The 16,391-nt window shown below is 70.0% G+C and carries 18 protein-coding genes and 2 pseudogenes; 10 read left to right on the top strand and 10 right to left on the bottom strand.

What is annotated here, in order from left to right; translation table 11 throughout:
* Window positions 1-15: 15 nt before the first annotated feature.
* The 3 genes from ABZU74_RS21580 to ABZU74_RS21570 all read right to left on the bottom strand — a co-directional run bounded on the left by ABZU74_RS21580 (window position 16) and on the right by ABZU74_RS21570 (window position 2,813).
* Window positions 16-1,413: a family 43 glycosylhydrolase gene (locus tag ABZU74_RS21580; RefSeq protein WP_355426598.1), complete on the bottom strand. Its 1,398-nt coding sequence runs from the start codon at window positions 1,411-1,413 to the stop codon at window positions 16-18.
* A 291-nt stretch (window positions 1,414-1,704) separates the two neighbouring features.
* A complete protein-coding gene (locus tag ABZU74_RS21575) occupies window positions 1,705-2,232 on the bottom strand; it encodes an HAD domain-containing protein (protein WP_355426595.1) in 528 nt (175 codons plus the stop codon).
* A complete protein-coding gene (locus ABZU74_RS21570; protein ID WP_355426784.1) occupies window positions 2,229-2,813 on the bottom strand; it encodes an NADAR family protein in 585 nt (194 codons plus the stop codon). The genes ABZU74_RS21575 and ABZU74_RS21570 overlap by 4 nt, the downstream gene beginning before the upstream one ends.
* 160 nt (window positions 2,814-2,973) lie before the next feature.
* Here ABZU74_RS21570 and ABZU74_RS21565 point away from each other — a divergent pair.
* Together ABZU74_RS21565 and coaD are read left to right on the top strand one after the other, a co-directional pair.
* Window positions 2,974-3,506, top strand: a pseudogene (locus ABZU74_RS21565) (DUF6817 domain-containing protein).
* Between the two features lie 73 nt (window positions 3,507-3,579).
* Window positions 3,580-3,969 (top strand): annotated as a pseudogene (coaD, locus tag ABZU74_RS21560) (pantetheine-phosphate adenylyltransferase); the annotation flags it as partial.
* Here coaD and ABZU74_RS21555 read toward each other — a convergent pair.
* Entirely contained in the window at window positions 3,946-4,800 is an 855-nt protein-coding gene (locus ABZU74_RS21555; protein WP_355426592.1) for an ATP-grasp domain-containing protein, read from the bottom strand. The pseudogene coaD and the gene ABZU74_RS21555 overlap by 24 nt on opposite strands.
* Before the next feature lie 60 nt (window positions 4,801-4,860).
* On the opposite strand from ABZU74_RS21555, the gene ABZU74_RS21550 reads away from it, so the two are divergent.
* Window positions 4,861-5,217, top strand: coding sequence for a GNAT family N-acetyltransferase (locus ABZU74_RS21550; RefSeq protein ID WP_355426589.1), 357 nt, complete (start codon window positions 4,861-4,863; stop codon window positions 5,215-5,217).
* A 79-nt stretch (window positions 5,218-5,296) separates the two neighbouring features.
* Here the strand turns inward: ABZU74_RS21550 and ABZU74_RS21545 are convergent, their stop codons facing one another.
* Together ABZU74_RS21545 and ABZU74_RS21540 are read right to left on the bottom strand one after the other, a co-directional pair.
* Entirely contained in the window at window positions 5,297-6,172 is an 876-nt protein-coding gene (locus tag ABZU74_RS21545) for an endonuclease/exonuclease/phosphatase family protein (RefSeq protein WP_355426586.1), read from the bottom strand.
* Window positions 6,173-6,307: 135 nt separating this feature from the next.
* Entirely contained in the window at window positions 6,308-6,934 is a 627-nt protein-coding gene (locus ABZU74_RS21540) for a disulfide bond formation protein DsbA (protein WP_355426583.1), read from the bottom strand.
* Between the two features lie 39 nt (window positions 6,935-6,973).
* Here ABZU74_RS21540 and ABZU74_RS21535 point away from each other — a divergent pair, with 39 nt between their 5' ends.
* Window positions 6,974-7,501: a MarR family transcriptional regulator gene (locus ABZU74_RS21535; RefSeq protein ID WP_355426580.1), complete on the top strand. Its 528-nt coding sequence runs from the start codon at window positions 6,974-6,976 to the stop codon at window positions 7,499-7,501.
* Between the two features lie 43 nt (window positions 7,502-7,544).
* Window positions 7,545-8,075 carry a GNAT family N-acetyltransferase gene (locus ABZU74_RS21530; protein ID WP_355426578.1) on the top strand — a complete coding sequence of 177 codons (531 nt, stop codon included), beginning with the start codon at window positions 7,545-7,547 and terminating at the stop codon, window positions 8,073-8,075.
* 56 nt (window positions 8,076-8,131) lie between these two features.
* Here ABZU74_RS21530 and ABZU74_RS21525 read toward each other — a convergent pair whose 3' ends face one another.
* On the bottom strand, window positions 8,132-8,554 hold the full coding sequence (locus ABZU74_RS21525; RefSeq protein ID WP_355426575.1) for a metalloregulator ArsR/SmtB family transcription factor: 423 nt from the start codon (window positions 8,552-8,554) through the stop codon (window positions 8,132-8,134).
* A gap of 98 nt (window positions 8,555-8,652) precedes the next feature.
* Between ABZU74_RS21525 and ABZU74_RS21520 the strand changes: the two genes are divergently transcribed.
* A complete protein-coding gene (locus ABZU74_RS21520) occupies window positions 8,653-9,690 on the top strand; it encodes an NADPH:quinone reductase (protein ID WP_355426572.1) in 1,038 nt (345 codons plus the stop codon).
* A 114-nt stretch (window positions 9,691-9,804) separates the two neighbouring features.
* Window positions 9,805-10,557, top strand: coding sequence for a hypothetical protein (locus ABZU74_RS21515; RefSeq protein ID WP_355426570.1), 753 nt, complete (start codon window positions 9,805-9,807; stop codon window positions 10,555-10,557).
* Between the two features lie 9 nt (window positions 10,558-10,566).
* Here ABZU74_RS21515 and ABZU74_RS21510 read toward each other — a convergent pair whose 3' ends face one another.
* Together ABZU74_RS21510 and ABZU74_RS21505 are read right to left on the bottom strand one after the other, a co-directional pair.
* Window positions 10,567-11,583 (bottom strand): ATP-binding protein, encoded by a 1,017-nt coding sequence (locus ABZU74_RS21510; RefSeq protein ID WP_355426567.1) that lies wholly within the window; start codon window positions 11,581-11,583, stop codon window positions 10,567-10,569.
* Window positions 11,576-12,271, bottom strand: coding sequence for a response regulator transcription factor (locus tag ABZU74_RS21505; RefSeq protein WP_355426564.1), 696 nt, complete (start codon window positions 12,269-12,271; stop codon window positions 11,576-11,578). Before ABZU74_RS21505 ends, ABZU74_RS21510 begins: the two co-directional genes overlap by 8 nt.
* Before the next feature lie 160 nt (window positions 12,272-12,431).
* Here ABZU74_RS21505 and ABZU74_RS21500 point away from each other — a divergent pair, with 160 nt between their 5' ends.
* Window positions 12,432-13,511 carry an NAD-dependent epimerase/dehydratase family protein gene (locus ABZU74_RS21500; protein WP_355426561.1) on the top strand — a complete coding sequence of 360 codons (1,080 nt, stop codon included), beginning with the start codon at window positions 12,432-12,434 and terminating at the stop codon, window positions 13,509-13,511.
* On the opposite strand, the gene ABZU74_RS21495 is transcribed toward ABZU74_RS21500, so the two are convergent.
* Complete coding sequence (locus ABZU74_RS21495) at window positions 13,483-14,838, bottom strand: hypothetical protein (protein ID WP_355426558.1); 1,356 nt, start codon at window positions 14,836-14,838, stop codon at window positions 13,483-13,485. The genes ABZU74_RS21500 and ABZU74_RS21495 overlap by 29 nt on opposite strands.
* Before the next feature lie 155 nt (window positions 14,839-14,993).
* Between ABZU74_RS21495 and ABZU74_RS21490 the strand changes: the two genes are divergently transcribed.
* Both ABZU74_RS21490 and ABZU74_RS21485 read left to right on the top strand, forming a co-directional pair.
* Window positions 14,994-15,671 carry a glycosyltransferase family 2 protein gene (locus tag ABZU74_RS21490; RefSeq protein ID WP_355426555.1) on the top strand — a complete coding sequence of 226 codons (678 nt, stop codon included), beginning with the start codon at window positions 14,994-14,996 and terminating at the stop codon, window positions 15,669-15,671.
* Window positions 15,668-16,345: a TIGR04282 family arsenosugar biosynthesis glycosyltransferase gene (locus ABZU74_RS21485; protein WP_355426552.1), complete on the top strand. Its 678-nt coding sequence runs from the start codon at window positions 15,668-15,670 to the stop codon at window positions 16,343-16,345. Before ABZU74_RS21490 ends, ABZU74_RS21485 begins: the two co-directional genes overlap by 4 nt.
* Window positions 16,346-16,391: the final 46 nt, after the last annotated feature.

Raw genomic sequence — 16,391 nt, 5'->3', positions numbered from 1 at the left:
GGGCATACGAGTCAGCTAGAGGGTCGGTACGACGGGGCGGATGGTGCCGTCGGTGTTGAACTCCATCCGATCGATGGCGGTCTCCCGGTTGGTGCCGTTGCCGGCCGGGACGGCGAACCGGTGGTAGGCGATGTACCAGGTGTCGCTGCCGGGCGCCCGGACCACGGAGTGGTGGCCGGTGCCCTTGATGCCAACCTCGAGCCGCTTCTGCAGCACCACGCCGCGCCTGGTCCATGGCCCGAGAGGTGAGGAGCCGGTGGCGTAGGCGACCCGGTAGTCCTCACTGCGCGTGTCGTTCTCCGACCACATGAAGTAGTACAGACCGTTGCGCTTGAACACGAACGGCGCCTCGTTGTAGCCCGACGGCGTGATGACCCGCGCCTGCGCCGCGTCGAAGGAGACCATGTCGGAGTTCAAGCGCACCGCCCGCGCGACGCCCTGCCCCCAGTACAGGTACGACTGCCCGTCGTCGTCGGTGAACACCATCGGGTCGATGGTCTGTCCGCCGGAGAACTGGTCGCTGCGGATGAGCGGTCGGCCCAGCGCGTCACGGAACGGCCCGGTGGGGCTGTCGGCGACCGCCACGCCTAGTTGCTTGGCCGTGTTGCCGCTGGCCGTGCCACCGCTGAAGTACAGGTAGTAGCGGCCGTTGACGCTGGCCACCGCGGGCGCCCAGGCCGAGTTGTCCGCCCAGGACACGTCCGGACCGTGGTCGAGGATCACGCCGTGGTCTGTCCAGTTGACCAGGTCGGTGGAGGAGAACGCCTTGTAGTAGGTGCCGGACCAACTCGCGTAGCCGTCGGTGGTCGGATACAGGTAGTAGCGGCCGTTGAACACCGCGAGATGCGGGTCGGCGAAGAGGCCTGGAATCACCGGCCCCTTGGTGGTCTTCGGCGCCCAGGGCGCGACGAGGCGGAAGGCGCTGTCGGCTCGGAACGCGGCGGTGTCCTGGTAGGCGTCGAGCCAGAGTGCGAAGTCGCGGTGCCGGATCCGTCGGTTCGGGTAGTTGTACGAGGCGAGCGCGACCGATCCGCTGACCGAGCCGTCCACGGCACAGAAGGTGGCGTCGGCCCGGAACGCCGCGTCGCCGGTGTTCGGGTCGACCCGGAGCCGGTAGTCGCGGTGCCGCAGGAACAGACCTGTCTTGGTCTGCAACGAGTAGCAGGTCGGCGACGCCAGACCGTTGACCACTGTGAAGGTGGCATCCAGCTTGGTCTGGTTGGCGCTGCTGGAGGTGACCGGGTCGAGCTGACCGAGATAGTCGATGTGGCGCACGTACCGTCCGGCCTGGTTGACCGCCTCCAGCGAGACGGCGCCGGTCGGCAGCGTGGCGGCATTCGCCGGCCCGTCGGCCACCACCACGACAGTTGCGGCGGCCACGGCGGTGAGCACGAGGAGGGCACGTAGACGCATGGTCGATGCTCCCGACGGAATCACCATCCCGGCCCCTCTCGCAAGATCATCTATGTTAACGTTAACAAGCGCAGGCAGAAAGCGGGCTCAGGCTTGGGCGGCCCCGGCGTCGGGTGGAGTCTTCGCATGCGGCACCCCTGACGCGTTACGCGACCGCAGGCACAATGTGTTCGGTTCGTTAAGTTCGCGTTGCGGACAAGTGTTAGCGATCGCATCTACGAGTGTCAAGGGATCGACCATGGCCGCTCCCCCGCGACCCCGGTCACGTCACCCCGTCGTCCACAACCCCGGTCAGACCGTGAAGTGACCCTCCTGAAGCCATCGATGGACGACGGCAAAGTCCGCCTCGGTCAGACCCGTGTACGGGTCAACGCGATGCAGCAGCGCCCGCGCCGGGTGGTGAGCCCTCACGAATCGACGGTCGGCGTCGGTGATCTCGTCGTCGAGCCACACGAAGGGGCCACCTGTCACCCACCGGGTCAGGAACGCGGTCTTCCAGTGCAGGCCACGCCCCGGTTCCTCGTCGTCGTCGGGCCAATCAACGACGGGCAGGTCCGGAAGCCCGAGCCGGGGGGAGACGACCTCGTTCGCCTCCGCCATCCACGTCGTTGCCCAGACCAACTGGCACCCCAGGGCGAGCAGCCGACGACCGTCATCTGGGTTGAGACGATCAAGGAGGGGGTTGCCGGTATCTTCCGTCTGCCGCCTGGCGGTATCGCCCGACGGACGTCTCTGGCCAGCCGGTCGGGCCTTGAACGGGATCAGCGGTCCGTCCACATCGACGAAGATCACCAGACGTCCGGCGAAGCCGGAAGTCACGCCGGAACCGTCCCCTGCCGACAGTGATCCCTGAGCGCCTCACGTACCTGCATGAGCGCGAAGCCGAGCAGGTTGAGCCCTCGCCAACAGCCGGGGTCACCAGCAGCCGGATCGTCGCGGTTCAGGCCGATGCCCCAGATCCGGTCGACCGGGCTGGCCTCCACCAGGACTCGCTGCCCGGTGGCCAGCAGAAATGCTCGTAGCGCGGGATGCTGGTCGAATTTCGCAAGGTTGCCGGCCACGACGATCGCGAACCGGTGTTCGCTCCACGTCTGCTGATCGAAACCCGCGACGCGTCCTCCCAGCACCTTCGCGGCGTGGGGATGTGGCGCGGCAAGGATCTGTTCCGCCATGGCGCGGTCGTCGAACAGAGTGGCCTTGCGCCACATCATGTAGTGCTCCGCAGTGGCGAACCGCAGCTCGTCGACGGTGAACGGCGCCGGCCACCACTGACTCAGGCAGCCTGCGCCGACGGCCCCGTCACGCTCGGGCTGGTGCCCCCAGAAGAACAGGAACTTGACCTGATGACCCTGCGCCTGCGCAGCGGCCAGGTCCCCGACGCTACGAACCGATGCCAGCATGATGGCGAGTGTGCGGCACCAGCGATGCGCGTACCTCGCATTTTCGACCACGACGACGTGCTCGCGGCCGCCCGCCACGCCAGGCATGCCCACGGCGCTGTGACATATTGCCCACGTCCGGCGGCCATCGGATCCGACGGTCGATGCCTACAGTCGGACCATGAGCACCGACGACCGCGTGCGGGTCTGGCTCCGCCGGCAGGGAGCTGAGCAGATCGCCCATCCCGGAGGCAACCTGTACGCCCACCTCTGTCGAGTCAGCGAACGGCTCGCCGTGCTCGGCTGCGCCCGTGACGTGCAGGCAGCAGGCCTCACCACGCCGTCTACGGGACCGACGGGTTCGACCTCACCCTGCTTGATCGGGCCGATCGTGCGGTGCTGCGGGATCTCGTTGGCGCCGACGCCGAGGAGATCGTCTATCTGTACGGCGCCTGCGACCGTGGACGCAGCTGGCGGGACCTGGCAAGGACCGGCGAGGTGTTCGACCGCTTCGCACGTCAGGTGCGGACGCCCGGTGAGACTCAACTCCAGTCGCTCGTGGACCTGAGCATCGTCAACAAGCTGGACGTCATCGAGCACGATCCTGCGGTGGCGGACCGGCACGGGGCCTACTTCCGGGAGCTGTTCGCGTCGTGGGCCCCGATCGCCTCGGAGCAGGTCATCAGCGATGCGCAGCGGGTCTTGCGGCAGTGACACCCGAATCGTCGCGTCCGACAGCACGGACCTCCGGCCGCGTACGGGTCCGAGCCGTTAACCCGGCAGCTTTGATCCCTTCACTCCGGGGCATCTGAATGTGGTCAGCCGGGCACGCGCTCTCTTCGACGAAGTGGTCGTGCTCGTCGCGGTCAACAGCATCAAGCATCCGGGCAGCGACGAAGAGGAGCGGGCGACCGCCGTCCGGGCCGTGCTGCCGGCCGAGTGGACCTCGGTCACTGTTGCGGCCTGGAGCGGGCTGACCGCCACCTACTGTCGTCTCCGGGAAGCAGGAGTGATCGTCCGCGGAGTGCGTAACACCACCGACCTCCGGGCCGAGTACCAGCTCGCAGCGATGAACCAGTCGCTGGGCGTGCCCACGGTGTTTCTGCCGGCGCAGCCCGAACTGGCCGCTGTGTCGTCGACAGCGGTGCGCACGCTAGGGGCGTGGCGGGCCGAGTAGGGCGGCGATCATCGTTTCGGGCTCGATGGTGGTTGGCCGATCGCTGACCTGCCCGTCGCCCAGTTCGATGACCCGCCACACGCCGTCGGCGCGTAGGGCGAGGTCCACGGTGACGAAGGGCAACCCGAGCCCGGCGATCATCGGGGCGACCGGCTCCAGGTCGACCTCGACCGACGGGCGATCGTTCGGGGTGTCCGGGTGTGGGCCGATCAGGACGCACTCGCCGTTGACCCACCAGGTGCGCACCTCGGCGGAGGTGAACCGCTCGAAGCGGCGCAGCACGAACCCGCCCACGAAGTCGTCCTCGCGCAACTCCAGGAACCGGCTCGCCACTCTCCGGACGGCCACCGCGTCGTCGAGCTCGGGGATGAAGGCCGCGTCGTCCCAGTAGTGCTTCATCGACTTGGTGTAGTCCCGCAGTACCGCCGGTCCTGCCCCGAGCCCGACGCGCGCATGGTCAAGATCTGCCTGATCCGAGCCCTGGGTCCACACCGACGCGGGAGTGACCGTCGCCAGCGCCGCGTACCAGCCGGGCAGCTCATGTGCCCGCCGATACTGCTCACCACTGGTTCTCAACACCACACCGCGCTCGCCGAGGGCCGCGGCGAACTCCGCGTACCGCTCGCTGCGCAGCATCCAACCCCGATAGACCGCCGCACTGGTGCCCGAAACCGAAGCCACGGCCCGACGTACGTCGCCGCCCCCCGCCACGGCATCGTGGTCGACGACCGCCACCTGGAACCCGGCGGCACGGGCCGCCTCAGCCTCGGCGGTGAAGTGCTCGTCCGGTTGGCGTGGACGCAGCGGATTCGCGGGAACGATCAGGATCACCCTCGTATCCTGCTCCGGAAACCGGTTGCCCGTCGCCGGAGTCGCGCCGACGATCAGTCGATGCCCAGTGACCAGGCGACCCCCGAATTCTCGATCAAGCCCACCCTCACCGGGGTGCGGGTGATCCTTCGGCCCTTCGTCGACGATGACCTGGACACCTTCCGGGCGGCGGTGGCCGACCCCGAGGTGGCCAGGCTGACCGGCAGCCCGGCCGATGACGTTCCCGACGAGGAGCGGTTGCGTTCCTGGTACGGCGGTCGCAACGCGCAGGCCGACCGGCTCGACCTGGCGGTCGTGGACCGCGCCACCGGGGCCTGCGTCGGCGAGGTCGTCCTCAACGACTGGGACCCCGTCAACCGGAACTGCAACTTCCGGACCCTGCTCACCGCGGCCGGCCCTGGGTTGACGCCACTGTGATGTCGATCCTCGCACCCGAGTGGGCCGCGCACCGGGGCCATCCTGAGCGCCGAGGCTCATAGCCGGCGGACCGAAGGCGTCAGCTCTGGATGGAGAACGTGGCGACGACACCGTTGTGGTCGGACCTGGTGCCACCGACGATGTCGTAGTCGGTCATCCACATCAGCTGGTGTTCGGGCAGCCGCTTCCAGAAGTAGACGTAGTCGATGTGCCGGTTGCCGTGCGTCCCGGTGCCCTTCTCGCCGTAGAGGTTGTAGTTGGAGCGCAGATTCGGCAGCTCGTTGGCCTCGAAGACCTGCCACGGGAACTTCGCGTACCCGTAGCTCCGGTCGGCGCTGAAGTCGACGTTCAGGTCACCGCTCACGATGACCTGGCCCTCGTCCTGCTTGTCGACAGCCAACTCCTTGAGGCCCTGGAACTGCGCCTCGGCGCACCTGGTGCGCGGCAGGTCCTCCGGCCGGCCGGCGGATTCGATGCCGGCCACCGCGTGGGCGTTGATGTGGGTCACGTTGCGACCACTGGCCTTGTGCCGGTACTTCACCCAGTTGTTGTAGCGCGCGGGCGGCACCTCGCCGGCACCGTTGGTGTCACAGACGAAGATGGAGCCCTTGTCGAGCACCTCGAACATGCTTTTCTTGGCGATCAACGCTTCGCCAGCCTGGTTGGTCCCGCCCGGCGCGTACAACCACCAGCCGTTGGCGGCGGCCCAGCTCGCCAGGAACTCCTTGCGGGCACCGACCTCGTTGAGACCGACGAGGTCGGCCTTGGACGCGATCAGGTTCAGGTCGTGTACGAAATCGGCCTGACTCAGTCCGTAGTAGATGTTCAGCGTGGCCGCCTTGAAGCCCACGCTCGCAGCAGTCGCCGGGGCCGCCGGCAGCAGGGCCGCCACCAGCGCGACAGCGCCCGCGAGGGCGCCCAGGGCGCGGGCCGACCACTCAGTTGTCCTGCGCATCGATGTCCTTCCGCACGAACCGCCGTCGGTGGCGGCCAACGCACCCTATCGATTCGAGTCGACGCGACGCCGAACGTCCGGTTACCAGATATCGACCCGCCTGAGTCGGGGGTAGGTGACTCCCCGGTGGTGGAACTACGCGAAGGTGAGACCGTCGGACCGGGCTCGTTTGAGTTCGGAGAAGGCCCGGCAGCCGGCCAGCAGGCGGGCGCCGTCGAAGACCCGGACAGCCTCCTCCCCACGGGGAATCGCGTTCAGTACGGGACCGAAGAAGGCCACGTCGTCGACGACGACAGTCGGCGTGCCGAGGTCCTCGCCCACCAGGTGCTGTGCGCGGGCGGTGCTGGCCCGCATCTGTGGGTCGACGTCGCACCGATGGGCGGCGTCGGCCAGGTCGACGGGGAGGCCGGCCTCGGCCAGTGCCAGCGGGACGACTGTGTCGAAGTCCTTGTCGCCGGCGTCGTGGATCCGGCGGCCGAGCGCCGGGTACAGCCGGGCGAGAGCGGCGGAGCCGTGTTGCGCGGCTGCCGCCACGCACACCCGCGCCGGCCCCCACGCCCGGTCGTTGAAGTCGCGGTACCAGGGCTCCAGGTCGCGATGCTCGTTGATCACCGCGAGGCTCATCACCTCGAACCGCAGAGCGAGCGGCCGCATCTTCGCGACCTCCATGAGCCACCGGGAGGTGGTCCAGGCGAACGGGCAGGACGGATCAACGTACGCCGTGACGACCGGAGCTGACGGTAGGGACAACTTGTCTTCCATGGAAGACAAGTTATCTTCCTCGGAAGGTAAGATGCAACAGTGGATGACGACCGGATCAGCGAGATCGTCGGCCAGTGGGGCCGAGAGCGACCAGACCTCGACCCCACTCCGTTGCTGATCATCGGCCGCATCCAACAGCTGGCCGCCGTACTCGATGTGGCCCTGCGGCCGCCGTTCGCCGCGGCGGACCTCGGCAACGGCGACTTCGACGTGCTCGCGGCGCTGCGCCGCGAGGGCCAGCCCTACACGCTCACTGCGGGCCAGTTGAGTCAGCGGATGCTCGTGACCACCGGAGCGGTGACCAAGCGGGTGGACCGACTGATCGCCCGCGGCCTCGTGTCCCGCTCGGTCTCCGCAGCCGACGCGCGCGGCAGAGTGGTCGGGCTGACTCCGGCCGGCGTGACGTTGACCGACCGGCTCATCGAGGAACATCTGGCCAACGAGGCGGCCATCCTTCGTGGCCTCACCGACAGCGACCGCAGGGCCCTTGAGCGCCTGCTCGCGGCGATGAGTCGGACCCTGGACTCCGGAGATCTCGGACCTGGGGGTGGGGGTCCGACCGGATGACGGCCTCGGTCGTGATCGCCAGTTCGCCGACTACCATTTCGCCATGGACGACACCACCGGTGGCGTACGCATCAGACGCGCCGGCCCGGCCGACGCGACTGCCGTACTGGACATGCTCGACTCCGCGGTGGTCTGGATGAATGACCGCGGCAACACCGAGCAGTGGGGCACGAGGCCGTTCTCGGAAATACCCGCACGGGCCGAACAGGTCGATCGGTATCTGACCGAAAACCTCCCCTTCGTCGCGGAAGTGGACGGGACGCCGGCCGCGGCCCTGGTGTTGGGCGCCGGGCCCGATCCGCGTGCACCGATCGCGCCTGCGGAAGAACCTGAACGGTACGTCCGCCTCCTGGTCTCCAACCGACGATTCGCCGGCCGGAAACTGGGGTCGGCCCTGTTGACACAGGCCGTGCAGGAAACCCGGCGAGCCGGCGTGCGGTTGCTACGGGTCGACTGCTGGGCGGGCGGCGGAGGCGAGTTGGTGGCGTACTACGAGCGCCACGGGTTCACGTCCACCGAGACCTTCCTGGCCGGAACCTGGCCCGGGCAGGTGCTGGCCCAACGGGTCAATTGATCCGGGCTCTCGGGTCAGGCGTCCGACGCCCCTCAGTCATCGCACGCGACCGGCTGCTAAGAGCGTGTGGCCTGGTAATCGAGGAAGCCACGGGAATCGGCCTTGACCTGAGGCGACGCCGATGGATGGCCAGTGGAGGTGGGCGTCTCTGCGGCGGCACGGGCAGGGGCAGGCTCGCGGAGCATGGTCAGCAGCCCCGGAAAGCGTTGTTCCACGTCGTCGTAGCGGAGGGTGACCAGGCGGCGGATGCCGTCGACTCGCGTGCGGATCAGGCCGGCATCGCGCAGCACCTTGATGTGGTGCGACACCGTCGATTTGCCAATGGTGACGCCGGTCTCCTTGAGGATGTCGCTGCCGCATGTCCAGTCCCCGGCGGCGTCGAGGGCGCGCACGAGCGTGAGCCGTACCGGGTCGGCGAGCGCGCTGAGCACGACGTCGATCGTCACGGTCTCGATTGCGGGTTCGATCACCTCGGTCACGAGACGAAGCCTAGCCAGATCTTGCGGAAAGTACGACCCTCGTCGTACTGTTCGATCCTGCTCGAACGGTACGACGCAGATCGAACATTGGACGGATCATGAAGGCGATCATCTACCGCGACAACGGCGGCCCCGACGTTCTCCAGTTCGTCGAGCGTGACCGACCCACGCCCGAACCCGGTGAAGTCCGCGTCAGGGTTGCCGTGTCCGGGGTCAACCCGACCGACTGGCAGGCCCGCTCCGGCAACGCCCACCGCAAGCTGTTCCCCGAGATCACCCCGCACCTCGACGGTGCCGGTGTGGTCGACGCCGTCGGTGCCGGGGTCGACCCCGGTCGGGTCGGTCAGCGTGTGTGGCTGTTCATGGCCGCCGCTGGGCGGCCCACCGGCACCGCCGCCGAGTTCACCGTCGTACCCGCCGACCAGGCCGTGCCGCTGCCAGACGAGGCCGGTTTCGACGTCGGCGCCTCACTCGGCGTTCCCGCGCTCACCGCACACCGCGCCCTCACCGTCGCCGAGGACGGGCCACGCCGCCTGCGCCCCGGCGTACTCGACGGCAAGGTGGTGCTCGCCGCCGGCGGAGCCGGCGCGGTCGGGCACGCAGTGATCCAACTCGCCCGATGGGCCGGCGCCACCGTGATCACCACGGTCAGCGGCCCGGAGAAGGCGACGCTGGCCACCGCGGCCGGAGCCCACCACACCATCACCTATCGCGAGGGTGACCCTGCCGCCGCCATCCGTGCCATCGCGCCCGACGGCGTGGACATCGTCACCGAGGTGGCGTTGGGCGCAAACCTGGCTCTGGACCTGGCCGTGCTGCGCACCCGAGGCACCATCGCGACGTACGCCAACGTGGGTGGACATCCTGTCGCGCTGAACGTGGGCCAGCACATGGTGCTGAACACCCGCCTGCAGTTCCTGGTGCTCTACACGGCTGGCCCGCACGCCCGCGCCGCAGCCGTCGAGGACGTCGCCGCCGCGATCCGAGACGGCGCCTTACCTGTTGGCGAGGAACACGGCCTGCCACTGCTCCGCTTCCCACTGCACCGCACCGCCGACGCTCATCGAGCGGTGGAAGCCGGCGCGGTCGGCAAGGTGCTGGTGGACGTCGCAGACACGACGATGCTCTCCTCGTAGCCGTCCGCGATGCTCCTGTCCCGGGCGACCGGGTTCGCCCGCGTGGTCAGATCCGGCAAACAGTGTGGTCCCGCGAGGCTGGCAACGGCGAGAGCCGACGACTACGGTGCTGCCGTGATGGTGTGGGAGCTCTGGCGGCAGGACGACAACGGCAACCAGGTCCGGGTAGGCACCTTCCCTGATCGGGTGGAGGCGCTGGCCAAAGCCCTGGCGCTGGAGTCCGGGGTGGCGCACAAGCAGACCTACTGGGTCGACGGCCCACCCGGCCCGGCCTGCCGCACGAACCGCGACCTCTACCGACGCGTTGTTGGAGAAGGCGAGCACATGAACGCCTCCGGTCGCGGTTTGGACGAGTTCCTCCGTGCGTGGCGGCAGGTCGCCCGGCCGCTGTCGGGTCGGGTCCGGCTGGACCTGGACACGGTCGCCGCGATGGTCACGGCGGCGGGCATGGTCGAGCCGGCACCGCCGCAGGCCTCCTGGCGTTCCGCTTCGTTCCGCTACATGGACGAGCCGACCACGTATGCCCACTGGGAAGCCATTGTGCTGTCTCAGCTCGCGGACCTGGCCGACTTCGCCGACCAGGGGCCACTCGACGAGCACGCCTATTTCGGCATTGACGCACCCCGTGCGGCGGGACGTGTGCGCGCCACCGGCATCCGCTGGTACAACTTCGACCCCAAGGCGTACCTGGAATGCGGGCTGGCCGGGGCACTGGGCGGCTGGAGCGAGGACGACGGCCTGCGAATGCCGGTTCCTGGCCCCGTCGTGCCGTTGGTGAACGAGCCGGAGCCAGGCGATCACGCCATCGATTCCCTCGGCTGGGACGATCTGGCGGAGCTGGCCCGGTGTGGGCAGGAGTACGAATAGCAGACCGCGTCAGGCGGTGGCCAGCCGGACCATGAACTGGCAGCCGTCGCGGGTGTTGCGCACCTCGACCCGACCGCCATGTGCCTCCACCAGGCCATGAACGATGGCCAGGCCGAGCCCTCCGGACGCCCCATCGTCGCCGGGGCCGGGAGTGCGGGCCGGTTCGCCACGAAACGCGACGTCGAACAGCCGGGGAAGGTCGGCCGGGGGGATGCCGCCGCAGGTGTCGGCAACCGACAGCCAGGCGTGGTCCTCCTCTCGGCCGGCTTCGATACGTACGGTGCCGTCCTCCGGGGTGTAGCGGACCGCGTTGAGCAGCAGGTTCGCCACGACCCGAGCCAGCTCCGGTTCGCTGGCGGCGACCGTCGGCCATCCCGACTCGCTGGCAACCAGCTTGATCCGGCGAGCGTCGGCCAGCGGGACGGTGCTGGCCAGCGCGTCCGAGACCACCTCTCCGAGCGGCACCGCCGTCAACGACAACCGCAGCGCTCCCGCGTTGATCCGGGACAGCTCGAACAGGTCGTCGACGAGTCGGGTCATCCGGTCCGTCTCCAGCCGGATGCGTCGGTGGTACTCGTCGACCGTGTCCGGATCACGCACCACCCGGTCCTCCAACGCCTCCGCCATGGCCCTCAGCCCGGCGAGCGGGGTCCGCAGGTCGTGGGAGACCCAGGCGACCAGGTCGCGCCGGCCCTTCTCCAGCTGCCGTTCCCGCTCCCGGGCCTGGTCGCGCCACACCGCGGCGCGGGCCAGCCGCCGACCGAAGTGCCCGCCGACGGCGAGGCTGACCACCGCTGCCGCCGCGACGGTGATCAGGACCACCTCACTGTCGTGTGCGGAGAGGAACATCGCTTCCGCGACCGCCATCACCCCGACGGCGACGGCGACCACCGTGGTGGTGAGCAGCACGCTGAGGTGCACGGTGATCGAGCTACGCCGAAGCGCGCGGAGCAGCACCGCGCCGGCGAGCCCGATGCCGAGTGCCGCGCTGAGGGCGATCGCGAAGATCAGGAGTACGTCACGCATTGGCTGGCTCGTAGCGGTAGCCGACGCCCCAGACGGTCACGATCCGCTGCGGATCGGCCGGGTTGGCCTCGATCTTCTCCCGCAGCCGGCGTACGTGCACGGTCACTGTCGAGTGGTCCCCGAAGTTCCAGCCCCAGACCTGCTCAAGAAGTTCGGCCCGGCCGAACACCCGGGACGGATGCCGCATGAGGTGGACGAGCAGGTCGAATTCGCGCAGCGTCAGCGCCAGATCCGCACCGGCGAGGCGGGCGGTTCGGGAGGCCGTGTGCACCACCAGATCGCCGTCGGTGAGCGCCTCCGGCCGCTCGGGTGGCGTTCCGCCGCCGGCGCGACGGAGCACCGAACGGACCCGCAGCACCAGTTCCCGGGGGGAGAACGGCTTGGTCAGGTAGTCGTCCGCGCCGAGCTGCAGTCCGAGGATCCGGTCGGCCTCGTCGCCGCGCGCGGTCAGCATCACGATCGGTACGCCGTCCGGCCGTACCCGCAGCGCCCGGCACACCTCCAGGCCGTTGATCCGGGGCAGCATCAGGTCGAGCACGACCAGGTGTGGCGCCTGCCGCTCCACCGCCGCCAGCGCCGCCGCGCCGTCCGCGGCCAGGCTGACCTGGAAGCCGTCGTTCTCGAGGTAACGGCGGATGACGTCGCTCACGGTCTGATCGTCGTCGACCACCAGCACGCGCTGCGTCACGGGCCTTCCCCGTCCCGCCCCGTCACCGTCTCCCCCCAGATGTCCATCGGCCCAGCGTAGCCACGCACCGGGGTCCGCCCGCCCTGGCAAACCTTGTGGGGTTCTTACGGCTGCGTGCGGAAACCCGAGCGGGCGTACGCGAGGTCATACGGTGACCGGAATGCGGATACTTGTCACCGGTGCGGCCGGGTTCATCGGCTCACACGTCGCCGACCTGCTCACCGAGAACGGGCACGAGGTGGTGGCCGTGGACGCGCTCCTGCCCGAGGCGCACGGTGCGACAGCACCGCCCTGGACCGAGCGGCACGACCTGGTGGTCGGCGACGTACGCGACAGCGAACTGCTGACCCGGCTGTTGGCCGGGGTCGACGCGGTCTGCCATCAGGCGGCCATGGTCGGCCATGGCGTCGACCCGGTCGACGCCCCCCGGTACGCCGCGCACAACGACCTCGGCACGGCCACCGTCCTCGCGGCGATGCACGCCACCGGGGTACGCCGACTGGTGCTGGCCAGCTCGATGGTGGTCTACGGCGAGGGTCGCTACCACTGCCCTACCCACGGGATCGTCCGGCCCGCCGGCCGCCGGGCCGTCGACCTGGCCGAGGGCCGGTACGAGCGGACCTGCCCTCGCTGCGACCAGGTGCTCTCCCCCGGTCTCGTGCCGGAGGACGCGCCGCTGGAGCCGCACAGCACGTACGCCGCCACCAAGCTGGCCCAGGAACACCTCGCCGGCGCCTGGGCCCGGCAGACCGGCGGGTCGGTCTGGGCCCTGCGGTACCACAACGTCTACGGTCCACGAATGCCTCGTGACACGCCGTATTCCGGGGTCGCGTCGATCTTCCGGTCCGCCCTGGCCGCCGGGCAACCGCCCCGGGTGCTGGAGGACGGCCGGCAACGGCGCGATTTCGTGCACGTGACCGATGTGGCCACGGCCAACCTGTTGGCCCTGACGACACCGGCACCGGATCCCCTGACCCCGGTCAACGTCTGCTCCGGTGAACCGCACACCGTCGGCGAGTTGGCAGGCGAGCTGGCGTCGGCGATGGGCGGGCCAGCGCCGGTCACGGTCGGGGGCGGGCGAACTGCGGACGTACGGCACGTCGTGGCCGATCCGGCCCGCGCCGCCCGGCTGCTGGGTTTCACCGCCCGAATCGGCTTCGCCGCTGGCATCGCCGACTTCACCACAGCGGTGATGCGGGATCCGGCATCGGTCACGACACCGTCCACAGTAGGTGGTTGACGGCGAGAGCCGTGGCGGCCTGGGCCGCCAACCACCACCGTCGGTGACCGGTGGGCAGGTGCGCGGTGGCGACCAGCAGCCAGACGGCGAACGGTAGCCAGATCCGCTCCACCTCGGCCTTGCTGAGCCCGGACAGGTCCGCCGCGAGCACCGCCACCGTCGCCGCGATCGGCAGCCACACCGTGGGACCGGCGCCGGCGATCCGCTGTCGGAGGGCCGCCGCGAGCGGCGGGTGCGGTGATCGGACCGACACTGCGGTCACCGCCCGTCGCAGCGCCGGCCCGACCACCGGACCGACCGAGAGCAACAGGGCGGCGAGATTCGCCCAGACCCAGTAACCGTACGGACGTTCCGCCGCCCAGCCCTGGTAGTAACGACGTGCCACCAGGTGGTAGCCGTCCAGCCACCAGAAGCCGGCGAGGGTGAACACGGCGACGACCGCCGCGACCCCCGTCGCCGCGACCAGGAGCACGCCGAGGCGGTCCCGCGCCCGGAGCAACACGACGGTCAACGCGAGCAACCCGACCAGGACGAACCCGTACGACAGGTAGAGCGCGAAGCCGAGCAGCAACCCGCTCAGTGCGGCCCCGGGCCGGCCGCCGACCGCCAGCAGTGCCAGCCCGGCGGCGACCACCGCGGCGAAGATCCCGTCCGCTGACGCGCCCACCCAGACCGCTCCCGGGAAGAGCACCAGGAACGGCCACACCGCCCGGGCCGCGTCCTCGGCGCCGAGCGCCCGCAACATCACCGGAACCGACACCGAGACGGTGGCGCCGAGCAGCACACAGGCGAGCCCGGCGGCAGTCCCGCCGCCCAGACCGATCCGCTCCAGCCAGACGAAGAGCAGCAACGCTCCCGGTGGATGACCCGCGGTGTGGGTGGACCACGAATCGGGCTGGAAGTCGAGGATCCGGTCGGCGAAGCCGGACAGCATGACGCCGACATCCGTCACCCGGGGCACCTCGTGCAGATACTCGGCCTGCACCGTGAGCCGCTCGGTCAACCCCGCCGACCAGCCGTCCACCAGGGCCAGCGACAGTGTCCAGAGCACCGAGGCGAGATAGCCGACTGCCAGCAGCCGCGGCCACGGCGTGCCGGTTCCCCAGCGCGTGCCCCGCCAGACGAACAGAGCCGCGACGAGCAGCGCGACGGGGGTACCGGCCCCCAGATGGGGCTGCCAGGAAGCGTAGAGCGGCGCCGCGTCCGCATGAAGCCGCACACCCCGCTGGTTGAGCAGTGCGCCGACGGCGACGGCAACGGCGAGCAGGGCCACCTCGGCGCCGAGGACGATCAGGTCGGCGGACCGGGGTCGTCCCGGTCGGGTCATCATGGTCATGGTGACGGCCGACGCTACGACCTCGACCAGGGATTCGACGGCCGGACGGTGAGACGTCAGGGAGTCGTAAGATCCGTTGCCGCGTAAGCGATTCGTAAGGTGCAACGGCGGTCCGGACGGCCGGCGGCGGGCCTAGCGTCGCCGGTATGCACACAGCGATCGACGTGGTGCTGCCGTGTCTGGACGAGGCGGCCGCACTGCCTGCCGTACTGAGCGGGCTGCCGCCCGGCTACCGGGCCATCGTGGTCGACAACGGCTCCACCGACGGTTCGCCTGTCGTCGCGACCGCGCACGGGGCCCGGGTCGTCCACGAGCCGAGGCGCGGTTACGGCGCGGCCGTGCACGCCGGCCTGCTGGCGGCGGAGGCGGACCTGGTCTGCGTGCTCGACGCGGACGGCTCGTTCGATCCAGCCGAGTTGACCAGGCTCGTCGCGGCCGTGCGGGACGGTCGGGCCGATCTCGCCGTCGGGCGGCGTCGGCCGGTCTCGGCGGATGCCTGGCCGTGGCACGCCCGCACCGGGAACGCGCTGGTCGCCGCCCTGCTGCGGCGTCGCGGCGTGCCGGTGTACGACATCAGCCCGATCCGGGTGGCCCGCCGCGCGGCGCTGCTGGGCCTCGGTGTCAACGACCGCGCGTTCGGCTACCCCCTGGAGCTGCTACTCCGCGCGGCCGAGGCGGGCTGGCGGATCCTCGAGCTGGACGTCGCGTACGCGCACCGGGCCGCCGGCACCACCTCGAAGGTCTCCGGGTCGGTCCGGGGCACGTGGCGGGCGACCCGGGACTTCGCCGGAGTGCTCCGCGCCGACGCCGGTGGTGGTCGGTGAACGTCCTGCTCCTGGTCGCGAAGGCACCGGTCCCCGGGCTGGCCAAGACGCGCCTCTGCCCGCCGGCTGACCCCACCCAGGCGGCCCGGATCGCGGCGGCGTCGCTGTTGGACACCCTCGCGGCGGTACGCGCCACCGCCTCGACCATTCCCGTGCTGGCCCACACCGGCCGGTTCGCCGATGCCGAGTACGGCGCTGAACTGGCCGCCGCCCTGGTGGGTTGGCACCTGCTTCCGCAGCGCGGCGGCACGTTCGCCGACCGCCTCGCGAACGCTCACGCCGACACCGCCGCGACGTTTCCCGGCCGGCCGGTGCTGCAGATCGGCATGGACACACCGCAGATCCGGCCGAGCCTGCTCACCACCGCGCTGGAGCGGCTCGCCGATCACGAGGCGGTGTTCGGGCCGGCGCTCGACGGCGGGTGGTGGGCGCTCGGGTTACGCGACCCGTCGTCCGCGAGCGCGTTACGCGACGTACCCATGTCGACAGGGGACACCGGTCGCCGTACCCTCGCCGCCCTGCGCCAGCAGGGCATACGCCCGGCGATCCTGCCCGTTCAGCGGGATGTCGACGACTGGCCGACGGCGCTTGCCGTCGCGGCCGACCTACCCGGCACCCGGTTCGCGGAGGCCGTCGCGTCGGTGGGCCAGTTGGTGAGCGGACGCCCCCGGTGACCTCGACGATCAGTCTCGACGGTTTCGACGTGGCGCTGGGCAGGCT

The sequence above is a fragment of the Micromonospora sp. NPDC005171 genome (assembly GCF_040608575.1).
Taxonomy (GTDB): Bacteria; Actinomycetota; Actinomycetes; order Mycobacteriales; family Micromonosporaceae; genus Micromonospora.
This window is presented reverse-complemented; position numbering and strand designations above follow the sequence as displayed.

Excerpts from the sequence above, each read along its gene's own strand:
- ABZU74_RS21580 (WP_355426598.1), bottom strand. The coding sequence starts at position 1,413 with ATGCGTCTACGTGCCCTCCTCGTGCTCACCGCCGTGGCCGCCGCAACT.
- ABZU74_RS21510 (WP_355426567.1), bottom strand. The coding sequence starts at position 11,583 with ATGCGTGACGTACTCCTGATCTTCGCGATCGCCCTCAGCGCGGCACTC.
- ABZU74_RS21520 (WP_355426572.1), top strand. The coding sequence starts at position 8,653 with ATGAAGGCGATCATCTACCGCGACAACGGCGGCCCCGACGTTCTCCAG.
- ABZU74_RS21550 (WP_355426589.1), top strand. The coding sequence starts at position 4,861 with ATGCCCAGTGACCAGGCGACCCCCGAATTCTCGATCAAGCCCACCCTC.
- ABZU74_RS21500 (WP_355426561.1), top strand. The coding sequence starts at position 12,432 with ATGCGGATACTTGTCACCGGTGCGGCCGGGTTCATCGGCTCACACGTC.
- ABZU74_RS21495 (WP_355426558.1), bottom strand. The coding sequence starts at position 14,838 with ATGACCCGACCGGGACGACCCCGGTCCGCCGACCTGATCGTCCTCGGC.
- ABZU74_RS21540 (WP_355426583.1), bottom strand. The coding sequence starts at position 6,934 with ATGGAAGACAAGTTGTCCCTACCGTCAGCTCCGGTCGTCACGGCGTAC.
- ABZU74_RS21570 (WP_355426784.1), bottom strand. The coding sequence starts at position 2,813 with ATGCTGGCATCGGTTCGTAGCGTCGGGGACCTGGCCGCTGCGCAGGCG.
- ABZU74_RS21490 (WP_355426555.1), top strand. The coding sequence starts at position 14,994 with ATGCACACAGCGATCGACGTGGTGCTGCCGTGTCTGGACGAGGCGGCC.
- ABZU74_RS21530 (WP_355426578.1), top strand. The coding sequence starts at position 7,545 with ATGGACGACACCACCGGTGGCGTACGCATCAGACGCGCCGGCCCGGCC.
- ABZU74_RS21545 (WP_355426586.1), bottom strand. The coding sequence starts at position 6,172 with ATGCGCAGGACAACTGAGTGGTCGGCCCGCGCCCTGGGCGCCCTCGCG.